Source organism: Flavobacterium flavipigmentatum, assembly GCF_020911905.1.
Classification (GTDB): Bacteria; Bacteroidota; Bacteroidia; order Flavobacteriales; family Flavobacteriaceae; genus Flavobacterium; species Flavobacterium flavipigmentatum.
This window is the reverse complement of the sequence record NZ_CP087133.1, coordinates 1,790,741-1,812,229: the sequence shown is the minus strand read 5'-3', so window position 1 is coordinate 1,812,229 and position 21,489 is coordinate 1,790,741. Positions and strand designations below refer to the sequence as shown.

Below are 21,489 nucleotides of genomic sequence, written 5' to 3'. Positions count from 1 at the left end.
TCGATTAAACATCAGATGAAAGTAGCTATTTACGGACAGTATTATCAAAACAGCACCGAACCCATTATCAAAGATATTTTTCTGTTTTTTAAGACTAATAATGTCGAAATGGTAATAGAAGAAAACTTTCTAAAAATGCTTTACGAAAAAGACCTCGTACAAAAAGAATACAAAACTTTTTCAGCAAGCACTTCGTTAGATAACAGTTTCGAAATGCTGATTAGTATTGGCGGTGACGGAACTATTTTGAGAGCAGCTACTCTGGTGCGGAATTCCGGAGTTCCTATTTTAGGAATTAATGCCGGAAGACTCGGTTTTTTGGCGACAGTACAAAAAGAAAACATTGACATATTTTTGCAGTTTGTCGTTGATAAAAATTACACAACTTCTGAAAGAACGTTATTAAGCCTTACTTGTGAACCCAAAAACGAAGCTATCGAAGAAGGCCTCAACTTTGCGATGAATGAGGTTACAGTAAGCCGAAAAGATACCACATCGATGATTACCGTTGAAACTTATCTGAACAATGAATATTTAAACTCCTATTGGGCAGATGGCCTAATTATCTCTACACCTACTGGCTCTACCGGATATTCTTTGAGCTGCGGCGGACCATTGCTAACTCCGGAAGTAAAAAGCTTAGTCATTACCCCTATTGCGCCTCATAATTTAACAGCAAGACCACTTGTTATTCCGGATAATACGGAAATAAAACTTCGTGTTTCAGGACGAGAAGATCATTATCTGGTTTCTTTAGATTCAAGGATTGCTTCTATAAAAAACGAATCTATTTTAACTATCAAAAAAACAAATTTTAAAATAAAAATGGTCGAAATTCCGGGCGAAACTTTCTTAAAAACACTAAGAAACAAATTGCTTTGGGGAGAAGACAAAAGAAATTAGCCTCTTTTCTATTTAAGCACTTATACGATAATACCCTATTTTCTCGTTCTGCATATATCGAATCAATATTAAATGCCTCAAAATCATATTATAAATTGAAAAAAAAGCACATTTAACCAAAGGAACTTTGATTCGAATCGATAATTATTATATTTGCACGCAATTTTGAATTAAATGAAGAAAATTTTTAATTTATTGTTATGTTTTTTCCCCTTTATCACACTTCAGGCTCAAATCAATGAGATCGGTGTGTTTCTTGGTGGAAGTAACTACGTTGGTGATGTGGGAAGCACCACTTATATCGCGCCGGAAAAATTAGCTTTTGGTATTTTGTATAAATGGAATAAGAGTCCACGTCACTCCTATCGTTTTTCATACACGCAATCCAAAATTTCTGCCAATGACTTAGATTCTAAAGAAACGAGCAGAAATAGAAGAGGTTTTCGATTTGATAATGACATTAAAGAATTATCAGCCGGGCTGGAGTTTAATTTCTTCGATTTTAATTTACACGATGAAAAACCAAAAATCACACCTTATATATATTCAGGATTAAGTGTTTTTAGATACAATGAATTGTACATCACAAGCGGACAGACAAAAATCGATCAAAAATCGACTTCACTTGCTATTCCGATAACTTTAGGAATAAAATCAAATATTAGTCGTGATTTTGTTTTAGGTTTGGAAGTCGGAGCCCGATATACCTTTACGGATAATTTAGACGGAAGCAACCCGAAGAATGATTTTATGGCAGGTAATCGTTTTGGAAACTTAAATAATAATGATTGGTATGTCTTTTCAGGACTTACCTTAACCTACACCTTTGGGGAAAAACCTTGCTACTGCGCAGAATAAAAAATGGATTTAATAGAATCAATAGATAAAACAAACTTACCTAAACACCTTGCTATTATAATGGATGGCAACGGGCGATGGGCAAAACAACAAGGCTTTTTGAGGGCATTTGGCCATGAAAACGGAACAAAGTCTGTAAAAAAAACAATTACTACTTGTGCCAAATTGGGTATTGAGTTCTTAACACTCTACGCTTTTTCGACAGAAAACTGGAATCGGCCAAAATTAGAAGTCGAAGCTTTAATGAAGATTTTGATCAATTCATTAAAAAAAGAGCTCCCAACTTTGATAGAAAACAATATAAGACTTAATGCCATTGGAAATATTGATAAATTGCCAAAAAATGCACAAAAAGAGCTGTTGGATGTTATCGAGAAAACAAAACACAATACAAGACTTACCTTAACACTGGCTTTAAGTTACGGATCACGAGAAGAATTGGTAAATGCAGTGAGAATCATCAGTGATAAAGTTAAAAATAATATAATTTCAATAGACAATATTGACGATTCAATTATAAATGAGCATCTTTACACGCAAAATTTACCCGACGTAGATTTATTAATACGAACAAGTGGAGAACATAGAATAAGTAACTTTTTGCTGTGGCAGATTGCCTATGCAGAATTATATTTTACTAATGTCTTGTGGCCAGACTTTAAAGATCAAGATTTATATGAGGCTATTATTAGTTATCAAAAAAGAGAACGTAGATTTGGAAAAACCAGTGAACAAATTAAATAATTTTTTAGTGTTACAAAAAAGAATACAAATAGTCCTTACCCTAGCTCTTTTGGGTAGTTTTTCACAAATAAAAGCACAAGATAGACTTCCTTTCGATCAAGGGAAAAAATACATTCTTGCAAAAGTTTCTGTTGTTGGTAAAATAAGCTTCAATGAACAAACTGTTGTCACATTTTCCGGACTTCAAAAAGGACAGGAAATTGCAGTTCCCGGAGAAGAAATCAGCGGAGCCATCAAGAAATTAGGCAAACTTGGTCTCTTTGATGAAATCTCTTTTTATGTAAATAAAATTGAGAATGATAGTATTTATCTTGACCTAAACATTGTTGAGCTTCCAAAGTTGAATGAAGTAAAAATGGTTGGAGTTAAGAAAAGTAAAATTGAAGGTCTTATTAAAGACAATAGTTTGACTAAAAACAAGATTGTAAACGAAAACCTGATTACTACGACAAAAAACTACATTGAAAATAAATACAAAAAAGATGGTTTTTACAACACCAAAGTTGTCATAACCACTACTCCTGATACTACTTCTGGAAACCAGGTAAACATGCTCGTACGCATTGACAAAGGCTCTAAAGTAAAAATAAAGAGCATCGATTTTGAAGGAAATACCCAACTTAGCGATAATAAATTGCGAGGTGCGATGAAAGACACGAAACAGAAAAATGTTTTCCGTGTTTTGAAAGCTTCAAAAATGATTCCTGAAAAATACAAAGCAGATTTAGAAAAAGTAATCGACACTTACAAAGAAAAAGGATATAGAGACGCTCGTATTATTTACGATTCTGTATCTTATTTGAAAGATAAAAACATGCTTGCCATAAAAATCAAAGTAGAAGAAGGTAATAAATACTACTTTGGAAACATTAAATTCTTAGGAAATACTGTTTATCCTGACCAATTATTACAACGTTATTTAGGTATAAAAAAAGGCGAGGTTTACAATGGTGTTTTGCTTCAAAAAAGAATTGCAGACAACACAAAACCTGATGCAGATGACATTACCAATTTATACCAAAACAATGGTTATTTATTTTCAAAAATCAACTCTGTAGAGGTAAAAACCGAAAATGATACCATCGATTTTGAAATTAGAGTTACAGAAGGCCCTATAGCTTATTTCAATAAAATATATGTTACAGGAAATGACAAAACAAATGATCATGTTATTTACCGTGAATTACGAACTAAACCAGGAGAAAAATACAGTAAAGAGCAATTAGTACGAACTATTCGTGAGATTGGCCAGTTAGGTTTCTTTGATCCTGAATCTATTAAACCAGAATTTAGAAATGTAGATGCATCTGCTGGAACAGTTGATATTGAATATCAATTGGTAGAAAAAGGTTCCAGCCAAGTTGAGTTGCAAGGTGGTTACGGTGGTGGCGGATTCATTGGTACATTAGGTTTATCTTTTAATAACTTCTCTGCGAGAAAATTATTTGACAAAGAAGCTTACAAACCATTACCAATGGGAGATGGTCAAAAAGTATCTTTACGTTTACAAGGAAGCACGTATTTCCAGACCTATAGTGTGTCGTTTTCAGAGCCATGGTTTGGAGGAAAAAAACCAGTACAGTTTAGTTCTTCTATCTCATACAGTAAACAGTTTCTAAATAATTTTGTTACAAGAGATGTAGACAAAAGTAAAAGTTTTAATATTTTTACTATACAAGTTGGTCTTGCTAAAAGACTTACAGTACCGGATGATTTCTTTGTGCTTTCTCAATCAATCAGTTACCAGCACTATGATTTAAATAATTACAACACAGGATTGTTTACTTTTGGAAATGGAGCTTCAAGAAACTTAGCTTATACTATTGGATTATCAAGAAGTAATAAAGGTATCAACCCGATTTTCCCGACTTATGGTTCAGAATTTAGTATTTCGGCAAAACTAACACCTCCTTATTCATTATTAAATGGTGTTGATTACGGAAGTTTGGGAGACAAACAAGAATACAAAGCAAAAGCAACCAGTTCTTATGAAGATAATAATGGTGTAGTTGTAAATTCTGGCGATTACATTGACACTAACGGGAACAAAGTAAGTACTTTTCAAGAAGCCGCAGCAGATCCTGCAAAGGTCGATCAGAAGAAATATAACTGGTTAGAATATTATAAAGTAAAATTTAAAGCTGATTGGTATACTAAAGTGTATGGAAAATTAGTTTTAAGAACATTAACCGAATTTGGTTTCTTAGGAGCATACAATCAAGAACGTGGTGTTGTACCTTTTGAACGTTTTTATTTGGGTGGAGATGGAATGGCAAACTTTTCAATGGATGGTAGAGAAACTATTCAGTTGAGAGGATACCCTAACAACTCATTAACACCTATCAATACTAATGGTGAGCAAATTGGAGCAACAATTTATAACAAGTTCTCTATGGAATTACGTTATCCGATTACATTAAAACCTTCTGCATCCATCTATGCATTGACATTTGTAGAAGCAGGATCATCGTACCCAGATTTTAAATCTTACAATCCATTTGATTTGAATCGTTCAGCAGGGGCAGGTTTACGTGTATTTATGCCGGCATTTGGTTTATTAGGAATTGATTTCGGATATGGTTTTGACGCCCTTCCAGGATCTGTAACGAATAAAGCTAATGGGTGGGAAACACACTTTATTATTGGGCAACAATTCTAATAATATATTTGGTTAAAAATCATCAAATAAAGTAATGTTATGATAAGACAGTTTTTATTTATATTTTTAGCCTTGATTGTAGCAAATACAAGTCAGGCTCAAACAAGAACGACTAGAATCGGCTACATCGATATGGAATATATCTTGGAAAATGTTTCTGATTACAAAGAAGCAAAAGCACAATTGGAGCTAAAAGCCCAAAAGTGGAAACAAGATGTAGAATCCAAAAAAATTGACATCAATAAGCTGAAAGAAAATTTAAAAGCTGAAAGAGCTTTATTGACAAAAGAGCTTATTGAAGAAAAAGAAACAGAAATTAAATTTCTGGAAACAGAAATGTTAGACTATCAGCAAAAACAATTTGGAGCTGATGGGAATTTAATGAGACAAAAAGCAGCGCTATCAAAACCAATACAAGATCAGGTTTTTACAGCTGTGCAAGATATTGCCGAGGCCAAAAATTATGATTTTATTTTTGATAAGTCATCAGATCTTACAATGCTTTTTAGCAATAAAAGATTCGACATTAGTGATCAGGTAATTCGTTCTTTAAACCGAACTGAGAAAAGAGAGCAACTCTCGAAAAAAGAATTGAAAGAGCAGGAGAAAAAAGAAAATCTGGAGAATGAGTTGGATGAAAATCCAGCAATGGCAGACAGACAAAAAGCACTGGATCAAAAAAGAGCCGCAAGAGAAAAATTGATTCTGGATCGCAAACTGGAACAAGAAGCGAAGAAAAAAGAATACGAAGACAGAAGAAATGCAATAGCAGCAGAAAGAGAAGCGAAGAAAAATGGCACGGTTTCTGAAACAACTAAACCAGAAACAACAAAAACGGATGCGATCGCAAATCCAGATGCAAAAACAACAAATACGGAGCCAGTAGTAAACAAAGCAGAAGAAAGACAAAGACTTTATGAGCAGCGTAAAAAAGAACTGGAAGAACGTAAAAAGAAAATAATAGAAGAAAGAGAAGCGGCCAAAAAAGCAAAAGAGGCCGAAACACAAAAACCTAATACGACCAATAATTAATTAATATTTTAAATGATGATGAAACAAATCAAAACTTTACTAATTGCTGCAGTACTTATTTTATCTGCAAACAATACAATGAATGCTCAGGCTAAAATAGCCCATGTTGATGTAAGCGAGATCATGTCGAAAATGCCTGCAATGCTAGATGCTCAAAACCAATTACAAAAATTAAGCGGTACATACGATGCAGAATACAAAAAAATGGTGGAAGAATACCAAGTAAAAATTAAAAAATACGAAGCTGAAGCTGCAACTGTAACTGAAGCTGTAAATGGAGAGCGTTCTAAAGAAGTGCAAGACATGCAAAAAAGAATTGTTGATTACAGAGACAATGCTCAAAAAGAATTACAACAAAAAGAAAATGATATCGTAAAACCTTTAATGGAAAAAGTTAGAGCTTCTATTCAAAAAGTTGGAAAAGCTAAAGGTTTCCAATACGTAGTAGACGGTTCTTCTCTTTTATTAGCTGATGGTCCAAACCTTACTGCTGATGTAAAAAAAGATTTAGGATTTTAATAAAAGCTTCTTAAATACTGAAAATGGCTCAATACTGATATAGTTTTGGGCCATTTTTTATTTCTATAATTTGATTATTTACTATGCTAAAAAAATAGTTGTATACGAATGCAAACAGCATTGGACTTTTAATTAAATCATGTTTTGTTTATTTTTTCTAAGTACTGCCTTTGAACGACTATAAAATAGTCAAAACAAACATTTTACACATTATATTTTCCTTTTAAAAAAATCAAAATATTGCAATAGAAAAATTAGGATTATTTTATAAAATAATCAATGATTACAATAACTGTAGATTCTTAAAAAGATGTAAATTTGTTCTATGACAAACAACAATCCTATAGGCGTTTTTGATTCCGGGATAGGCGGAACTTCGATATGGAGCGCCATACATGAGTTACTTCCTAACGAAAAAACAATTTATTTAGCCGATAGCAAAAATGCTCCCTACGGTCAAAAAACCAAAAAGGAAATTGTTGCACTCAGCAAAAAAAATGTTGATTTTCTAATCGGTATGAATTGCAAATTAATTGTGGTGGCGTGCAATACTGCTACCACAAATGCGATTAGAGAACTTCGTGCCGATTATGACATTCCGTTTGTAGGTATTGAACCAGCCATAAAACCGGCAGCAACTAAATCTAAAACACAAGTAATTGGAATTTTAGCCACTAAAGGAACACTAAACAGTGAGTTGTTTAACAAAACTGCCGAAATGTTTCAGGAAACCAAAATTATCGAACAGGTAGGTCACGGTTTGGTTCAGCTAATAGAAGACGGGAATCTGTACTCGCCAGAGATGACTCAATTACTAGAATCGTATTTGAAACCCATGATTGATGCTAATATTGATTATCTGGTTTTGGGCTGCAGTCACTATCCGTATTTGATTCCGCAGATAAAAAAAATACTACCAGAACATATTCAAATAATAGATTCAGGTGAAGCAGTAGCACGCCAGACTCAAACTCTTTTGCGCGAAAAAGTTGGGTCTTCTGCTAAAGCAAAAAATGAACCCGTTTTTTACACGAATTCAAATCCTACTGTTTTAAGCGCTATTTTAGACCACAAATATCAGGTAACAGAAAAAGATTTTTAAACGATTATTCTATTTTTCGCTTGACGAACCAAATTCCGTCTAAAGATAAATTAAGAGAGAGTTTATGATAATTTTCTTTGATCAGATTATCCGAAACCGCTCCTTTTTGTCCGTAAGAATACGAAATATTCAAGGCCGAATATGTGTTTTCTATTGGTAGAGTTATTCCAAAAGAAATCGCTGCATTGTTAACTCTTTTCCCATCAACTTCTAGGTAACCCGTATCAAAACTCACACCTGTTCCATATCGAATTCTGTCCCAATAGCTTCTAACATTTTTCTTAGATTTATAACTCAATCCTAAAGCAAACCGGTCTTGATTCACAAAATTACCATACAATTCAGATTGTCTGGTATCATTCCATAAGCTTTTTTCGTAATCGAAAGTTAGATTCAAATTATTTTTGAACCTTTTACTAATACCCACTCCTATTTCTAAGGGCAGATAATAATTGTCGGTATCAGAAACCAAGTCAGATTCTATAACGGTCTCCACTTCATTTGCAATTGTTTGCACATCTTGCACTTTTGACGCACTAATTCGGGCAGGCAACTTAAAAGTAGAGGCGATCGTAAAAGTCGAATCCATTTTGTACTGAGAACCAATAGTAGCCCTTAAACCGTTATAATTTGTTTCCTTACTAATGGTTGTTATCGAATTGGATATTAGATAACTTCTGTCATCAGTTGTATTTCCGAAAAGTAATGAGGCTGATAAACCAACCGCTAATTTTTTATTTAAACGATATCCATACGAAAAATCAAAATTGTTCAATCCGCCGGAACCTGCTGCAGTCAGATAGTAAAATTCCTCACTATTTTGTATGGGCAATTTTAAATTTGAAATTTTAAATGCTGAACTCGAATAAGGCCGCAAAGCCGCACTAAAGCCAGATTTTTTGGTAACTGGAAATGCAAATGCAATATGAGAAAACTGAAAATTATTACGTTTTTCGCTCCTAGAACCGCTTTCGTATGTGGTCGCAATTGCTTTTCCTCCAACATCAAACATAAAATGATTGAGCGGCAAATAGGCCAGAGATGCAGGATTTAAATTATTTAAAGAAACATCAGAGGGCAAAGCGATTCCGGAAGATCCAATGGCGGGAATTGAGCCATAATCAGCATCGTATAAACTCCCCACACCGTATAATGAATAAGGTGAACTTGAAATACTTTGTGAAAATGAGTTTGTAAACATCAAAATGAGACCACTCACGAATGCTATTTTATTTTTCATTTAATAAGAGATGTAATAAATTTTCAATTGAATTTTGTTATTAAGATGTTTCTGATCACCCAGAACAAGTCGGTTTACGCCTTTTGATATCGTTGGCAATGTTAGAATAAGTGAAGCTCTGGAATCTGATTTTTTTAGCATTTCTTTTTGTAGAAAGCTTCCAATACTTATAGAATATTTTACATTTTCATTAAACTCATCCGTCTTTTTGTTTAATACTCCAAAAACTGATTTACCTGCAGAATTAAGTAAATTACCTCCAATTCTATTTAAATTATCAGCGGTGTAAACCCGCAAAGAATCTGATAGCGGATATTGATCTGAATATGAGTTATTAACAGGTTTCAAAATTAATTCGGCATCAACAATAGCACCGTTTTCAGCAATTTGCTTGAGTTGTTTGATGTTTGGAAAATCAATTCGACAAGCTACTCCACTACCCGACTGAATAAATCCCTGATTGCTCGTAAGCCTACTCGATAATTTACTACTGGAAACCGGTAAATTCTGTATTAAAGTTCCCGTTTTATCTAAGGAGATAGAGTTGAATTGTCTCGCCGGAACCAAAATCTCAAAATCTTTGATCAATGATTCTTCTGCACCACTCTGATATTTAGAATAATACATTCTGAGTCTACTGGTTAGATTAAAACCTATAACACTCGAAGAATTTGCCGTAGCAGGCACGATAACAAGCCCTTTGAGGTATTCTGCAAAACTATCAAAATCGGTTATTTCTCTTTTTTTGAATTTTTGAAAAAGTGCTTCACCAAAATCACGATTCATTTTTATATTAATAGAATCTTTTTCTGTTGGGCGTGGTTTATACGAAATTGTTCCTAAACTTTCAGTATCATAAGTGAGCGTCGAATTATTGTAGAATTGATCATCATCTATATTGGGTTTTACTTTTTGAGTCAATCGATGAATATCAAAAGTTTGCACTTTGGTTGTATCTCCGTAATAATAATTATCGTATCTGAGAATCATCGAAATAGAATCTAAAACATAATTGGTAGCCTCCGTATCAGAACCGCTGCCAATATTCAAATTATAAGTATCTGTCGACAACTGAAAATAACTCAATGACTTCACCTTTCCGAAAATAGGGTCATCATAATTTCCAACGAGAATTCGGCTTTGATTTGATGTAACCAGCGAATCAAAATTAATGGTAGACATCTCAACCGTCATGGTATCTATTAAAACCACTTTGTTATTAATCGCCAAATAATCAGATCCCACAACAAACTCTCCAGCATCAGTATCTGTGCCACATGACACTATTGTAAATGCAAAAAACAACATCCATAAAAACTTGTGCATAATCTCCTTTTTTAAACAAATATAAAAGGCACAATTTCGGGCAACACTATAACATATACAGCTACGCCTATTTTGACTATTAACAGACAAAACTCATCTACAACGAGGCTTTGGGAACAAATAACAGACTCAACGCCAAAAAGAGCCATTCTGTCTATCAAATAGCGTCATATATATATCTTCTTTTTTTAAAGAAGACAACCCCACTACTTTTGAAACAATAAAAAATTCGTTTCAGAAATAAATCTAATACACTTATGAATAATTTAAAAAAAGGAATATTATTTGCCTCACTATTTTCCAGTCTGTTTTTTATAGGCTGTAGCAATGATGATGAAGAGGATTTAGTAGGAAACTGGATTAAAAAATCGGCATTTGATGGTCCTGCACGATCTAGTGCTACCAGCTTTGTTATCGGAGATTACGCTTACATAACAACCGGTTATACTGGTGATGTTTATTTAAAAGATTTATGGGCGTACAATTCAAACGGTGATTATTGGGAACAAAAAGCTGATTTTACAGGTATTGGAAGAAGCGCAGCCTCAAGTTTTGAACTAAATGGAAAAGGGTATGTAGGCCTTGGTTATGACGGAACAAACAAGCTGAAAGATTTTTTTCAGTATGATCCGGTTGCCAATTCTTGGTCTCAAAAAACAGATTTTGGAGGAACAGCACGTTATTCTGCAGTTGGTTTTCAAGTAGGCGGAAAAGCTTTTTTTGGTACGGGTTATGATGGAAATTATTTAAAAGATTTTTATCAGTATGATGACAATGCCAACACCTGGACATTGGTAAGTGGTTTCAGCGGAAACAAAAGACGTAACGCAACCGTTTTTGTTATTAATGACAAAGCATATTTAGGAACTGGGGTTAATAACGGAATCAATCAGGAAGATTTTTGGGAATTTGATCCCTCGACAGATGTTTGGACAAGAAAGCGAGACATTGACCAAGATGACGATGACGATTACAGCTACAATGATGATTATGCTATTACTCGCTCGAATGCATCTAGTTTTACAATGAGCGGTTTAGGATATATAGTAGGTGGTGAAGGTCTAAAAACAGTTTGGGAGTACAATCCTACGACCGATTTATGGGAGGAAAGAACAGCTATGGAAGGTGCTGCCAGAACAGATGCTGTTGGATTTAGCATCAACAATAGAGGTTTTTACATGTTGGGCAGAACCGGAACGACTTATTTTGATGATGCATGGGAATTTAAACCACAGGAAGAGCAAAATGATGATGATAATTAATGTAAAAAAACAATTCTTCTGGACAAAAATCCAGAAGAATTTATTCGTTTTATTGGCTGTTTTAGCTTTCGCAGCTTGCTCGAAAAAAGAACCACTACAAATTGCATCTTTTCAAACTCTAACCGGTTGGGGTTATACTATTTCAAATGATAATAAAATTTTAATCAAACAATCTATCATTCCTGTTATTAGTGAGGTTAAGAGTTTTGAATCTGAAGAAGACGCACTCAAAGTTGCCAATCTTGTTGCCGAAAAACTCTCTCAAAACATATCGCCATCGGTAACAAAAAATGATTTAATTTTATTAAAAATAAAATTATAAAATGAACATCGGCACTATTAAAAATACCAGTTCTCATAAAATTCTTTTTCATAGCATTATCTGGGCTTTTTTCATACTGACTTCGTTGATTCAGTTTTACGAAAGTCCCTTTAGAATCAATACTGATTTTTATGCACAATGGATCACTGGAATTTTACTGTTTTATCTGAATTATTTTTATTTGGTACCCGCTTTACTTTTAGAAAAAAAATACTTTCTATATTTTGCTTTTGCATTCTCTTTAATCATGCTTTTTATGATCATCAGGATTAATTATTTTTTTCCTGAATTTAGGCATATCAGACCTCCAAATGCATTGCCTCCCGCAGATATCCAGCGTGTTTTAAAAAAGGCCGGAGTAAGAGCCGTAATGTCGACACAGCCAGTTTTTATTAAGATTGCGCCATCTTTTTTCTATATTTTGATTTTGACGATAAGTGCAATTATCAGAACATTGACCGAGTTTTACAACAATCAACAAAACAAACTGATTGCAGAAACACACAGAACCAATACCGAATTGATTTATTTAAGAAAACAAACCAACCCGCATTTTTTGTTCAATTCTTTGAATAGTATCTATTCTCTAGCACATAAAAAATCAGACTTGGTTCCTGATGCTATCGTCACTTTGTCTGAACTGATGCGTTATATGCTGTACGAAACCGATAATAAAACGGTTGATTTAGAGAAAGAAATCAATTATATACAGAATTATATTGAGTTGCAAAAACTCAGACTTAATAATATTGAAGATATTGTAATTAATGTTCACGGCGATACCCGAAATAAATTTATAGAACCTCTGTTATTGATTTCGTTTGTAGAGAACGCTTTCAAATACGGAACGGATTATAAAGGAGCCGCTCACGTAAAAATTAAGATTTTTATTCTCGATAATACACTCGATTTTTGGATAGAAAATACAATTGAAAGTTACGTGAAAGATCCCGAAAACTCAGGAATAGGATTGGCCAACATTCAGAGCAGACTGGATTTGCTTTATCCTAATGCACACGAACTTACCATTACACAAGATAACCATTATTACAGGGTGCATTTAAACTTAAAATTAGATAAAATTAAAACTTCAATAGATTAAATTACGGAGAGAAATAAAATCTTTGGAACAGTATTTTATGAAAATTTTAGAACTTAATTTACTGATTTCAAACTACTTTTGACCGCGAAAACAAATTTTAACACTTTAATCCAAAACACATGAAGTGCGTAATTATAGACGATGAACCTTTAGCAGTTGAGTTACTGGAAGATTTTGTTGGAAAAGTTGATTCACTAGAGTTGATTCGCACTTTCAATAATGCTATTGATGCAGTCTCATTTATCAATCAAACCAATATCGATTTGATTTTCTTAGACATTCAAATGCCACATTTCTCCGGAATCGAATTTTTGAATACCGTCGAAAAAAAACCTTTGATCATCTTTACAACTGCTTATTCTGATTATGCTGTTGAAGGGTTTAATTTAGGGGCCGTTGACTATTTGGTAAAACCAATTCCGTTTCATCGTTTTTTAAAATCGGTTGTGAGAGCACAACAAACCTTCAATCCAGCGAATGTTCAGGCTATTTCAGAAAGCACTACTGCTCCCGAAATTGACCAGGATTTTATGTTTGTGAGAGCAGAATACGAAAACGTAAAAATGAATTTTTCGGATATTTTATTTATCGAAGGTCTGAAAGACTACGTAAAAATTTATACCACAGATAACAAATTTACACTTACGCTAATCAGTTTGATAAAATTAGAAAATTTGCTTTCCTGCAAAGGATTTTCGAGAATTCACAGATCGTATATTATCAACATCAAACATGTAAAATCCATTCAAAAAAATAAAGTTTTAATTAGCGATAAACGGATTCCAATAAGTGAAAGTTATAAAAATGCTTTTTTCGAAAGAATCAATTTATAGTAATTTAAACTCCAAAATAAAAATTACAAATCCCAATAATGTTTAATTTTTATTGGAATTTGTAATTTTTATTATTTGGGATTCCTTGACTTTATTCTTTAAACCAGCCCGAATACATTACATAATTGTTAGAAATACGCTCGATCTCCCCTGCAAAATCAGATTGATCAATGTCTTTTACTTTTTTGGCCGGAACACCTGCGTAAATACTGCCCGAAGTTACAATCGTATTCTGTGTTACAACAGCTCCCGCAGCCACAATAGCATTGCTTTCTACTACACAATTATCCATGACGATGGCACCCATTCCGATCAATACATTGTCATGAATGGTACAGCCATGTACGATTGCATTATGACCAATTGAAACATTATTTCCAATAACAGTCGGGTGCTTTTGATACGTACAATGTATGATCGCTCCGTCCTGAATATTTACTTTGTTTCCTATCTTAATAAAATTTACATCGCCGCGAATTACGGCGTTAAACCAAACACTACAGGAATTTCCAAAAGTAACATCACCCACAATTGTAGCATTTTCGGCAACATAACAATCCTCTGGAATAAGAGGTGATTTTCCGTTTACAGATTTAATTAGCATATTCTAAAAAATTAATTAATGGCGGGACAATTACAATCGTAACGCTCTTTGGTACAAAATAAATTGATTCCTAAAGTTAATTGATGGTAACCTCCCGTATCAAATTTAACATCTCCCGTAACATTTGAATACGTGTAAGCAAACATAAAATTTTTATAATTTACACCCACTAAAGGGGTAATATATTGCAATTTTTGAGCCGCAACACCACTTCCGGATCTATATTGTGCGCCATCAAAACTTCGTCTGTAAGACAATCCGGCCCAAAGGCTTCCAAAGTTCATGTTTTTGTATGCCTTTAAATTTACATCAAGTGACTTCTCCTTGGTTGTATCAAACAACTGAAATAAAACAGAAGGTTCCCAGGTAATATTTTCTCTTTTACCAAAAACATAACCTGCACTTACTAAAAACTTGCGTACATTATCAGTTTCATAATCTGTATATAACTCTCTTCTGGTCTCTACAAGTCCCTGAATGGTGGCATGGGCATAAAAATCTAGAAAATTATAAGAAGCTCCAAAATCTACATTAAAATAAGAATCTTTTTGGATTGATCCATAAACAATCGGGTCAAAAGTTCCTCCAAAACTGGTTTCATCCAATTGACTCTGGATGATGCCACCACTAATACCAAACGACAGTTGATTTAAATCTATTGCATCACGAGAGAACATAATATGATGTGCGTACGTAACTTTAAATCCTTTTTGCGAATGATACCCGTTTTTATCATTAAAAACAATAATTCCAGCACCCGATCTTTCTCCTAATCTTCCATTAAAACTTAATGTTTGTAAACTGGGTGCATCATCCTGACCAAACCATTGTTTTCTGGCTGTCAATCGAATTTTTGCGCAATTCGCTGCTCCTGCCATCGAGGGATGAATCAAATAATAGTTGTCTGACAAATAATCTGAATATACCGGAATTCCTTCTTGAGAAAAAGAATAATATGATGTAATTAAAAAAATTACGATGAGATTGATTCTAAATTTCATAAAAGAACTTTGTTTGATTCTATTTTTAAACGCTACGAATTAATTTGTCTCGATTAAAGACAAAATCTTAAATATTTTATTAAAAAATCAAATATAGCTATTAGTAGAAAATAACTTTAGTAAATTTGTAAAAAATTACATATCATGACAAAAATCACTATAAAAGAAACTCAAAATCCAACAATACTAAAGTTTGAATTTGAGGATTTTATCACTCAAAATCAGAATTTTGAATTCAAAAATATTGATGAAGCACAAGCATCTCCATTGGCACAACAATTATTCTATCTTCCTTTTGTAAAAACGGTTTATATCTCAGGAAATTTTATTGCCATCGAAAGATTTAGCATTGTAGAATGGGACGATGTAAAAGATGCCGTTGCTGAGCAAATTGAAGCTTTTGTAGACAAAGGCGGTGTTATTATAAAATTGGACGAAACCAAAGCCAAAAAACAACCTATTACGGTTTATGGCGAGACCACTCCAAATCCTTCTGCTTTAAAATTTGTGGTAAGCAGAATGCTCACAAAAAACGCCATCGAATACAAAAATATCGATCAGACAGCTTCTTCGCCTTTGGCAAAAGAATTATTTAAATTTCCTTATGTAAAAGAAGTTTTTATTGATGAAAATTATATTTCGGTAACCAAATACGATGTAAACGAGTGGCAGGAAATAACCCTTGAATTGCGAACTTTCATCAAACAGTTTATCGAAAATGGCGGAACTGTTCTGGATGAAACTTTGATTGAGGTAGCCACCAAAAACGATATTACCAAAGACGAAGCTTTTGATAAACTGGATGTAACCTCGCAACAAATCATCAACATCTTAGAAGAATACGTAAAACCGGCAGTGGCAGCAGATGGAGGAAACATTGCCTTTGATTCATTTAATGAAGAAAACAAAGTGGTAAAAGTAATTTTGCAGGGAGCTTGCAGTGGTTGTCCGTCTTCTACTTTTACTTTAAAAAGCGGAATTGAAAATATGCTGAAAAGCATGTTGAATGACGAAAAAATCACCGTAGAAGCTTTAAATGCTTAAAAAATTCAAAATAAATAGTAAAAAGCGTCTTTATAAGGCGCTTTTTTCATTTATTCATATCTTGCTAATTTTCAATAATTTATTACTCTCATAGTGTCGCAATTTTATAAAAAAATAGCTAATATTGTATTCAAAACCAAAATACTAAAACCATGGGATTATCATCATTTTTTAAAAATTTATTTGGCACAGCCAAAGAAACTGCTACAGATGTAGCACATCAGGCCGAAAATAGCTTTGAAGAAGCAAAAGAGGCAGCTGCACCTTATATTGACAAAGCTGAAGCTTTTGCCGAAGAAACTTTTGCTAAAGCCAAAAAAGCCTCAGAACCCTTATTAGACAGCGCGGTAGAATATGCAAGTCATGCCAAAGATGTCGTAAGCGAATACGTTGAAAAAGCGACAGACTCTATAAGTGATGTTATTGACTCTTTTAAAGATAAAACGACAGAAATTGCAACTGAAACTGCAACAGTTACCAAAGAAACTGTTGCTGACGCAGCAGAAAAAACCGATGAAGCTGCGGACAAAGTTATCGACGAAACAACCGATAAAGAATAAACGCATTATTGTTTCTTATAAAAGAATTGTTTTTATATTTGCAAAACAAATCCAGACCTTCTCTTTTGAGAAGGTTTTTTTATTCTAAATATGTTAAACATCAATCCTAGCCAACTCACCAATTACGCTGATAAATTTATCAATGTGTTAATTGATTATTCTCCTAAATTAATTTCTGCTTTTCTAATATTATTTGTGGGTCTCTATACCATCCGATTAATAAACAGAATTATCAGGAAACTAATGATCAAAAGGAATTTAGACCCTACCCTAACCAAATTCTTGGCCGACATACTGCTTTGGGCACTGCGCATTTTATTATTTGTCACTTTTATTTCGAAACTTGGAATTGAAACTTCTTCGTTTGTGGCGATTTTGGGAGCAATGGGACTAGCAGTTGGCCTGTCTTTGCAAGGATCACTGTCTAATTTTGCTGGAGGAATGCTAATTATTCTTTTCAAGCCATTTAAAGTGGGAGATACCATCGAGGCACAGGGCGTTATAGCAACCGTAAGCGAAATTCAGATTTTTGTAACCAAAATGCTAACAGCCAACAACCAGACGGTTTTTGTACCCAATGGTGCTTTATCAAACGGGAATATCATCAACTATTCTATGCAAGGCGAGAGAAGGGCCGACCTGACTTTTTCTATCTCTTACGATTCTGATATCAAAAAGGCAAAAGACATTTTACTCGAGGTTTTACTTCAAAATCCTAAAGTCTTAAAAGTACCCGCTCCGGAAGTTTTTGTAAAAAACCTTTCTGCCAGTTCTGTCGATTTTGCTGTTAGGCCTTGGGCCAAAAACGAGAATTTTGCAGCTGTGTTTTCACTAACTTTAGAAAATTGCAAAACAGCCTTAGACGAAGCAGGAATAGAGGTACAGCCTTTTACTGTAGGTATGAATAAAACGGTATAAATTATTTTTTTGATGAAGTAGTCATCATAAAATCTTTTAAATAATACGGTTCAAAATAAGCGACATCTACAGTGTCGCTTATTTTGTATTTTTCATAACTGATTTTACTCATTTCTCTGGCAGATGGATACTTGAACTCTTCCAGAAATATAAAATTATCTTTTACTAAAAAAGGTTTGCATTTTTCGGCACAATCACCAACAAAGTAAAGTGTTTCTTCAAAATCACTAAAAGAATTTTCTGTGATAATTTCAGCCTGAACTGCTCTTTCTTTCTCTAAATTCGAATTAAAAATGGCATTGTAAACTTCCATTCGGCGTGCATCCAGCATCGGGATAATTTTTCCCTCGCTAATATTCGCTTTGGAAGCTAAAGTTTGCAAAGTATCTACCGCAATTAGCGGAATATTTAGCGCAAAACACAATCCTTTTGCAGCCGAAACTCCAATTCTGAGACCTGTGTAAGAACCAGGACCCTGACTTACCGCAATGGCAACTAAATCATGCATAGAAATGGCTGCTTCTTTGACTATATCTTCAATAAAAACATGCAATTTTTCGGCATGCGAATAACCTTCTTCTGCAATTTCTTTACATAAAATAGTATCGCCATTTTTGGCAATAGACACAGAACAGTTTTTGGTGGCAGTTTCGATGTTTAGAATAAACGACAATGTATTTATTTTTAGAATTATTGATTTAAAAGCAAACTACTTCTTAGGCGTTTCTGCTTTTTTAAGTTTTACTTTATCTCCTGAGTTAAGATCTTTAGAAACTGTGGTATAAGGCCCAGTAATCACTACATCTCCCGGTTGTAATCCTGACATGACCTCAATATTGGTATCGTCCTGAATTCCGGTTTTGATAATTCTGATTTTGGCTTTATCTCCTACTTTTACAAAAACACATTCGAACTTTTTATCACTTTTCGGAGCTGTCTTTTTATCTTCATCAAGATTGTCAACTTTAAAATCTTTTACCGACGCTGTATCAGCTTTTACAACAACAGAACTAATTGGCACAGCCAAAACATTTGCTCTAGTTTTGGTTATAATATCAACTGTAGCAGTCATTCCAGGTCTAAAAGGAGAATATGTAGACGGTTTTCCTTCTAATAAATCTAAGTAAGATTCTTTTAAAATCCTCACTTTTACCTTAAAATTAGTCACCTGATCAGATGTCAATGTACTGCTTGCCGAATTTGAAATACTGGTAACAATTCCTTTAAATTGTTTTTTCAGATAAGCATCTACTTCAACATTGGCTTCGTCACCGATTTTTATCTTTACAATGTCATTTTCGTTTACATCAACCTCAACCTCCATATTGTTTAGGTTGGCCACTCTCAAAAGCTCTGTTCCTGCCATTTGCTGCGTTCCTAAAACTCGTTCTCCCAGTTCTACATTCAGCACCGAAATAGTACCATCTGCAGGAGCATAAATAGTGGTACGTCCCAAATTGTCTTTTGCCTCTTTTACCGAAGCCGAAGCACTTTGTACTGTGTAATACGCATTTTGCTGAGTCGCTTTTGCTACTTCAAAAGAAGCAATTGCTTTGTCCCAATCTGCTTTTGAGATTACACCTTTATCATACAACGTTTTATTTCGTTCGTAGTTGGCTTTTGCTTCTTTAAAACTTGCTTGAGATTGGGTAAGTCCGGCTCTTGTTCCTGACAAATTAGAAACAGAACGATTGTAACTTGAGGTATATAAATCAGGGTTTATCTTTACTAATAAATCTCCTTTTTTTACAACTTGCCCTTCTTTTACATTTAATAAAGTGATCTCGCCCGAAACTTCCGGCGAAATTTTTACCTCAATTTCCGGCTGAATTTTACCTGTTGCCGAAACTGTTTCAACAATAGTTGAAGCTATTACCTTAGAAACCTCTACTTCTTTTCCTTCATCCTTATTTCCTATCACTCCGGCTTTTGACAAACCAATTAAAGCTACAATAAGGACTACTGCACCCCCGACTAAGAAATAAATTGTTTTTTTTGACATAATAAATTATTTTGTGATAATAGGTACAATTGGAATTCCGAAGTAGAATTCGAGTATTTTAATTTTAAAAATATAATCGTATTTGGTTCTTATAACATCTGATTGCGCATTGGTCAGCAATGTTTGTGCTTGTGTAAAATCAAACGAATTCATTAACCCTACATCATATTTTTCTTTAGCATAATTATAGGCCTGTTGCCTTGCTTCTAGAGTTATCGTTGATGACTCATAAGTATTTAACGCTCCTTTTGCATTTGTAAAAGCAGTATAAACGTTACGTTGCAAATCTAAACTTTTTTGCTCTAAATCTATTTTAGATTTTTCTAAACTTACTTTATTACGCTCTACGTTATTTCGAACTGAGAAACCATTAAAAATTGGAACATTCAACTGAAACCCGAAATTATGCCCTTTATTATCACTAAATTGTTGAAAAACAGGATCTGGACCTCCTAAAATTGGATCGCCATTAGCGTCTACTCCAACAACTTTATCACTATAACTAGCTCTAGTATTAAAACCGTAAAAACCAGAAAGCGTAGGCTGATAAGCACCTTTTGCAATAGCTACATTTTTCTCCGCAATTTCAAGATTAGTCTGTGCCAGTTTTAATTCTGTTCTTGTTTCTCTTGCCTTATTGTAAATATCAATCGGGCTTTGGGCCATGATATTATTTTCATCTTTGGCATTGGTATCATCAATAACATCAAAATCTGCAAATTCTTTTAATTGTAAAAGCTGTGCTAAACTTAACTTTGAGATCAGTAAATTATTTTCTGAAACAGTAATTGCCTGCTGATCTGTTGCAATAGTAGCTTTTAGATCATACAAATCTCCACGTGGAATTGTTCCGGCATTTACCATTTCTTCAGAACGCTTAAATCGTTTTTCATCGATTGACAATTGTTCTTTTTTTACTTTTAACTCTTCTTTATAAGATAAAATTTGAAGAAATGCATTCGCTACATTAAGTGAAATATCTTCCTGCATTTTCAGCAATTGATATTGTGATGCTATAATAGAAAGTTTAGCTCTTCTATAAGTATTTTGAATCTGTAAGCCTTTGTAAATATCAACTCCAGCATTTAAACCTACTGATGAATATTGTGTTGTCTGATTACGCAAAAGACCTGTAGTAACATCCTGATTCAGACCAATATTCCAGGAGTGTGAAGCATTTCCGTTTACAGACGGAAGGTAATTGCCAAAAGCATCTTTTTTATCAATATCAGCATTCTTTACATCTAATTCTGATAATTTTATTGTGATATTATTTTCTATTGCATATCGTACACATTCTTCTAGTGTCCATTGTTTTGTTTGTGCCTGACTCGATAATCCAAACCCAAATAACAGGGCAAAAACAAGACTATTATATTTATTTATTTTCATATATTTTGAATGAAAGCGCAGTAAAAAATACCACACAAATTTAACATTTTTTAAACCAAAAACTCT

General features: G+C 33.7%; 21 protein-coding genes. 14 read left to right on the top strand and 7 right to left on the bottom strand.

Annotated elements, in window-relative coordinates; all coding sequences use genetic code 11:
- Positions 1-15: 15 nt before the first annotated feature.
- From LNP22_RS08170 to murI, 7 genes are all read left to right on the top strand, one after another.
- Complete coding sequence (locus LNP22_RS08170) at positions 16-903, top strand: NAD kinase (RefSeq protein ID WP_229976098.1); 888 nt, start codon at positions 16-18, stop codon at positions 901-903.
- 174 nt (positions 904-1,077) lie between these two features.
- Positions 1,078-1,761, top strand: coding sequence for a type IX secretion system protein PorG (porG, locus tag LNP22_RS08165; RefSeq protein WP_229976097.1), 684 nt, complete (start codon positions 1,078-1,080; stop codon positions 1,759-1,761).
- Positions 1,762-1,764: 3 nt separating this feature from the next.
- A complete protein-coding gene (gene uppS, locus LNP22_RS08160; protein WP_229976096.1) occupies positions 1,765-2,505 on the top strand; it encodes an undecaprenyl pyrophosphate synthase in 741 nt (246 codons plus the stop codon).
- Complete coding sequence (gene bamA, locus LNP22_RS08155) at positions 2,438-5,164, top strand: outer membrane protein assembly factor BamA (RefSeq protein ID WP_229976095.1); 2,727 nt, start codon at positions 2,438-2,440, stop codon at positions 5,162-5,164. The genes uppS and bamA overlap by 68 nt, the downstream gene beginning before the upstream one ends.
- Positions 5,165-5,203: 39 nt before the next feature.
- The gene (locus tag LNP22_RS08150) at positions 5,204-6,196 is read left to right on the top strand and encodes an OmpH/Skp family outer membrane protein (RefSeq protein ID WP_210664625.1); all 993 of its coding nucleotides are present in this window, start codon (positions 5,204-5,206) and stop codon (positions 6,194-6,196) included.
- 15 nt (positions 6,197-6,211) lie between these two features.
- Positions 6,212-6,715 (top strand): OmpH/Skp family outer membrane protein, encoded by a 504-nt coding sequence (locus tag LNP22_RS08145; protein WP_210664799.1) that lies wholly within the window; start codon positions 6,212-6,214, stop codon positions 6,713-6,715.
- 325 nt (positions 6,716-7,040) lie between these two features.
- Positions 7,041-7,817 (top strand): glutamate racemase, encoded by a 777-nt coding sequence (murI, locus tag LNP22_RS08140; protein WP_229976094.1) that lies wholly within the window; start codon positions 7,041-7,043, stop codon positions 7,815-7,817.
- Positions 7,818-7,821: 4 nt separating this feature from the next.
- Here murI and bamG read toward each other — a convergent pair whose 3' ends face one another.
- The gene (gene bamG, locus LNP22_RS08135; protein WP_229976093.1) at positions 7,822-9,057 is read right to left on the bottom strand and encodes a BamG family beta-barrel-assembly machinery protein; all 1,236 of its coding nucleotides are present in this window, start codon (positions 9,055-9,057) and stop codon (positions 7,822-7,824) included.
- Complete coding sequence (locus tag LNP22_RS08130; protein WP_229976092.1) at positions 9,058-10,383, bottom strand: DUF4270 family protein; 1,326 nt, start codon at positions 10,381-10,383, stop codon at positions 9,058-9,060.
- Positions 10,384-10,640: 257 nt separating this feature from the next.
- Here LNP22_RS08130 and LNP22_RS08125 point away from each other — a divergent pair, with 257 nt between their 5' ends.
- The 4 genes from LNP22_RS08125 to LNP22_RS08110 all read left to right on the top strand — a co-directional run bounded on the left by LNP22_RS08125 (position 10,641) and on the right by LNP22_RS08110 (position 13,902).
- Positions 10,641-11,645: a Kelch repeat-containing protein gene (locus LNP22_RS08125; protein WP_229976091.1), complete on the top strand. Its 1,005-nt coding sequence runs from the start codon at positions 10,641-10,643 to the stop codon at positions 11,643-11,645.
- On the top strand, positions 11,632-11,967 hold the full coding sequence (locus tag LNP22_RS08120; RefSeq protein WP_229976090.1) for a DUF4907 domain-containing protein: 336 nt from the start codon (positions 11,632-11,634) through the stop codon (positions 11,965-11,967). The genes LNP22_RS08125 and LNP22_RS08120 overlap by 14 nt, the downstream gene beginning before the upstream one ends.
- Before the next feature lies 1 nt (position 11,968).
- The gene (locus tag LNP22_RS08115) at positions 11,969-13,069 is read left to right on the top strand and encodes a sensor histidine kinase (protein ID WP_229976089.1); all 1,101 of its coding nucleotides are present in this window, start codon (positions 11,969-11,971) and stop codon (positions 13,067-13,069) included.
- A 119-nt stretch (positions 13,070-13,188) separates the two neighbouring features.
- Positions 13,189-13,902, top strand: coding sequence for a LytR/AlgR family response regulator transcription factor (locus tag LNP22_RS08110; protein WP_210664619.1), 714 nt, complete (start codon positions 13,189-13,191; stop codon positions 13,900-13,902).
- 91 nt (positions 13,903-13,993) lie between these two features.
- On the opposite strand, the gene LNP22_RS08105 is transcribed toward LNP22_RS08110, so the two are convergent.
- Both LNP22_RS08105 and LNP22_RS08100 read right to left on the bottom strand, forming a co-directional pair.
- On the bottom strand, positions 13,994-14,506 hold the full coding sequence (locus tag LNP22_RS08105) for a gamma carbonic anhydrase family protein (RefSeq protein ID WP_229976088.1): 513 nt from the start codon (positions 14,504-14,506) through the stop codon (positions 13,994-13,996).
- 11 nt (positions 14,507-14,517) lie between these two features.
- Positions 14,518-15,507, bottom strand: coding sequence for a PorP/SprF family type IX secretion system membrane protein (locus LNP22_RS08100; protein WP_229976087.1), 990 nt, complete (start codon positions 15,505-15,507; stop codon positions 14,518-14,520).
- Between the two features lie 144 nt (positions 15,508-15,651).
- On the opposite strand from LNP22_RS08100, the gene LNP22_RS08095 reads away from it, so the two are divergent.
- The 3 genes from LNP22_RS08095 to LNP22_RS08085 all read left to right on the top strand — a co-directional run bounded on the left by LNP22_RS08095 (position 15,652) and on the right by LNP22_RS08085 (position 18,029).
- Positions 15,652-16,551 (top strand): NifU family protein, encoded by a 900-nt coding sequence (locus LNP22_RS08095; protein WP_210664616.1) that lies wholly within the window; start codon positions 15,652-15,654, stop codon positions 16,549-16,551.
- A 152-nt stretch (positions 16,552-16,703) separates the two neighbouring features.
- Positions 16,704-17,111: a YtxH domain-containing protein gene (locus LNP22_RS08090; RefSeq protein WP_229976086.1), complete on the top strand. Its 408-nt coding sequence runs from the start codon at positions 16,704-16,706 to the stop codon at positions 17,109-17,111.
- 90 nt (positions 17,112-17,201) lie between these two features.
- Positions 17,202-18,029: a mechanosensitive ion channel family protein gene (locus LNP22_RS08085; protein ID WP_229976085.1), complete on the top strand. Its 828-nt coding sequence runs from the start codon at positions 17,202-17,204 to the stop codon at positions 18,027-18,029.
- A gap of 1 nt (position 18,030) precedes the next feature.
- On the opposite strand, the gene tsaB is transcribed toward LNP22_RS08085, so the two are convergent.
- Genes tsaB through LNP22_RS08070 form a run of 3 tightly spaced genes read right to left on the bottom strand, consistent with a single transcriptional unit; the run spans position 18,031 to position 21,423 of the window.
- Positions 18,031-18,702, bottom strand: coding sequence for a tRNA (adenosine(37)-N6)-threonylcarbamoyltransferase complex dimerization subunit type 1 TsaB (gene tsaB / locus LNP22_RS08080; protein ID WP_229976084.1), 672 nt, complete (start codon positions 18,700-18,702; stop codon positions 18,031-18,033).
- A gap of 36 nt (positions 18,703-18,738) precedes the next feature.
- Positions 18,739-20,031 (bottom strand): efflux RND transporter periplasmic adaptor subunit, encoded by a 1,293-nt coding sequence (locus LNP22_RS08075; protein ID WP_229976083.1) that lies wholly within the window; start codon positions 20,029-20,031, stop codon positions 18,739-18,741.
- Positions 20,032-20,037: 6 nt separating this feature from the next.
- Positions 20,038-21,423: a TolC family protein gene (locus LNP22_RS08070; RefSeq protein WP_229976082.1), complete on the bottom strand. Its 1,386-nt coding sequence runs from the start codon at positions 21,421-21,423 to the stop codon at positions 20,038-20,040.
- Positions 21,424-21,489 lie beyond the last annotated feature (66 nt).

Coding starts and splice junctions, on each gene's coding strand:
- bamG (WP_229976093.1), bottom strand. CDS start 9,057: ATGAAAAATAAAATAGCATTCGTGAGTGGTCTCATTTTGATGTTTACA.
- LNP22_RS08070 (WP_229976082.1), bottom strand. CDS start 21,423: ATGAAAATAAATAAATATAATAGTCTTGTTTTTGCCCTGTTATTTGGG.
- LNP22_RS08090 (WP_229976086.1), top strand. CDS start 16,704: ATGGGATTATCATCATTTTTTAAAAATTTATTTGGCACAGCCAAAGAA.
- porG (WP_229976097.1), top strand. CDS start 1,078: ATGAAGAAAATTTTTAATTTATTGTTATGTTTTTTCCCCTTTATCACA.
- LNP22_RS08115 (WP_229976089.1), top strand. CDS start 11,969: ATGAACATCGGCACTATTAAAAATACCAGTTCTCATAAAATTCTTTTT.
- murI (WP_229976094.1), top strand. CDS start 7,041: ATGACAAACAACAATCCTATAGGCGTTTTTGATTCCGGGATAGGCGGA.
- bamA (WP_229976095.1), top strand. CDS start 2,438: ATGAGGCTATTATTAGTTATCAAAAAAGAGAACGTAGATTTGGAAAAA.
- LNP22_RS08130 (WP_229976092.1), bottom strand. CDS start 10,383: ATGCACAAGTTTTTATGGATGTTGTTTTTTGCATTTACAATAGTGTCA.
- LNP22_RS08105 (WP_229976088.1), bottom strand. CDS start 14,506: ATGCTAATTAAATCTGTAAACGGAAAATCACCTCTTATTCCAGAGGAT.
- uppS (WP_229976096.1), top strand. CDS start 1,765: ATGGATTTAATAGAATCAATAGATAAAACAAACTTACCTAAACACCTT.
- LNP22_RS08150 (WP_210664625.1), top strand. CDS start 5,204: ATGATAAGACAGTTTTTATTTATATTTTTAGCCTTGATTGTAGCAAAT.
- LNP22_RS08110 (WP_210664619.1), top strand. CDS start 13,189: ATGAAGTGCGTAATTATAGACGATGAACCTTTAGCAGTTGAGTTACTG.
- LNP22_RS08120 (WP_229976090.1), top strand. CDS start 11,632: ATGATGATAATTAATGTAAAAAAACAATTCTTCTGGACAAAAATCCAG.
- LNP22_RS08145 (WP_210664799.1), top strand. CDS start 6,212: ATGATGAAACAAATCAAAACTTTACTAATTGCTGCAGTACTTATTTTA.
- LNP22_RS08075 (WP_229976083.1), bottom strand. CDS start 20,031: ATGTCAAAAAAAACAATTTATTTCTTAGTCGGGGGTGCAGTAGTCCTT.
- LNP22_RS08095 (WP_210664616.1), top strand. CDS start 15,652: ATGACAAAAATCACTATAAAAGAAACTCAAAATCCAACAATACTAAAG.
- LNP22_RS08100 (WP_229976087.1), bottom strand. CDS start 15,507: ATGAAATTTAGAATCAATCTCATCGTAATTTTTTTAATTACATCATAT.
- LNP22_RS08125 (WP_229976091.1), top strand. CDS start 10,641: ATGAATAATTTAAAAAAAGGAATATTATTTGCCTCACTATTTTCCAGT.
- LNP22_RS08170 (WP_229976098.1), top strand. CDS start 16: ATGAAAGTAGCTATTTACGGACAGTATTATCAAAACAGCACCGAACCC.
- LNP22_RS08085 (WP_229976085.1), top strand. CDS start 17,202: ATGTTAAACATCAATCCTAGCCAACTCACCAATTACGCTGATAAATTT.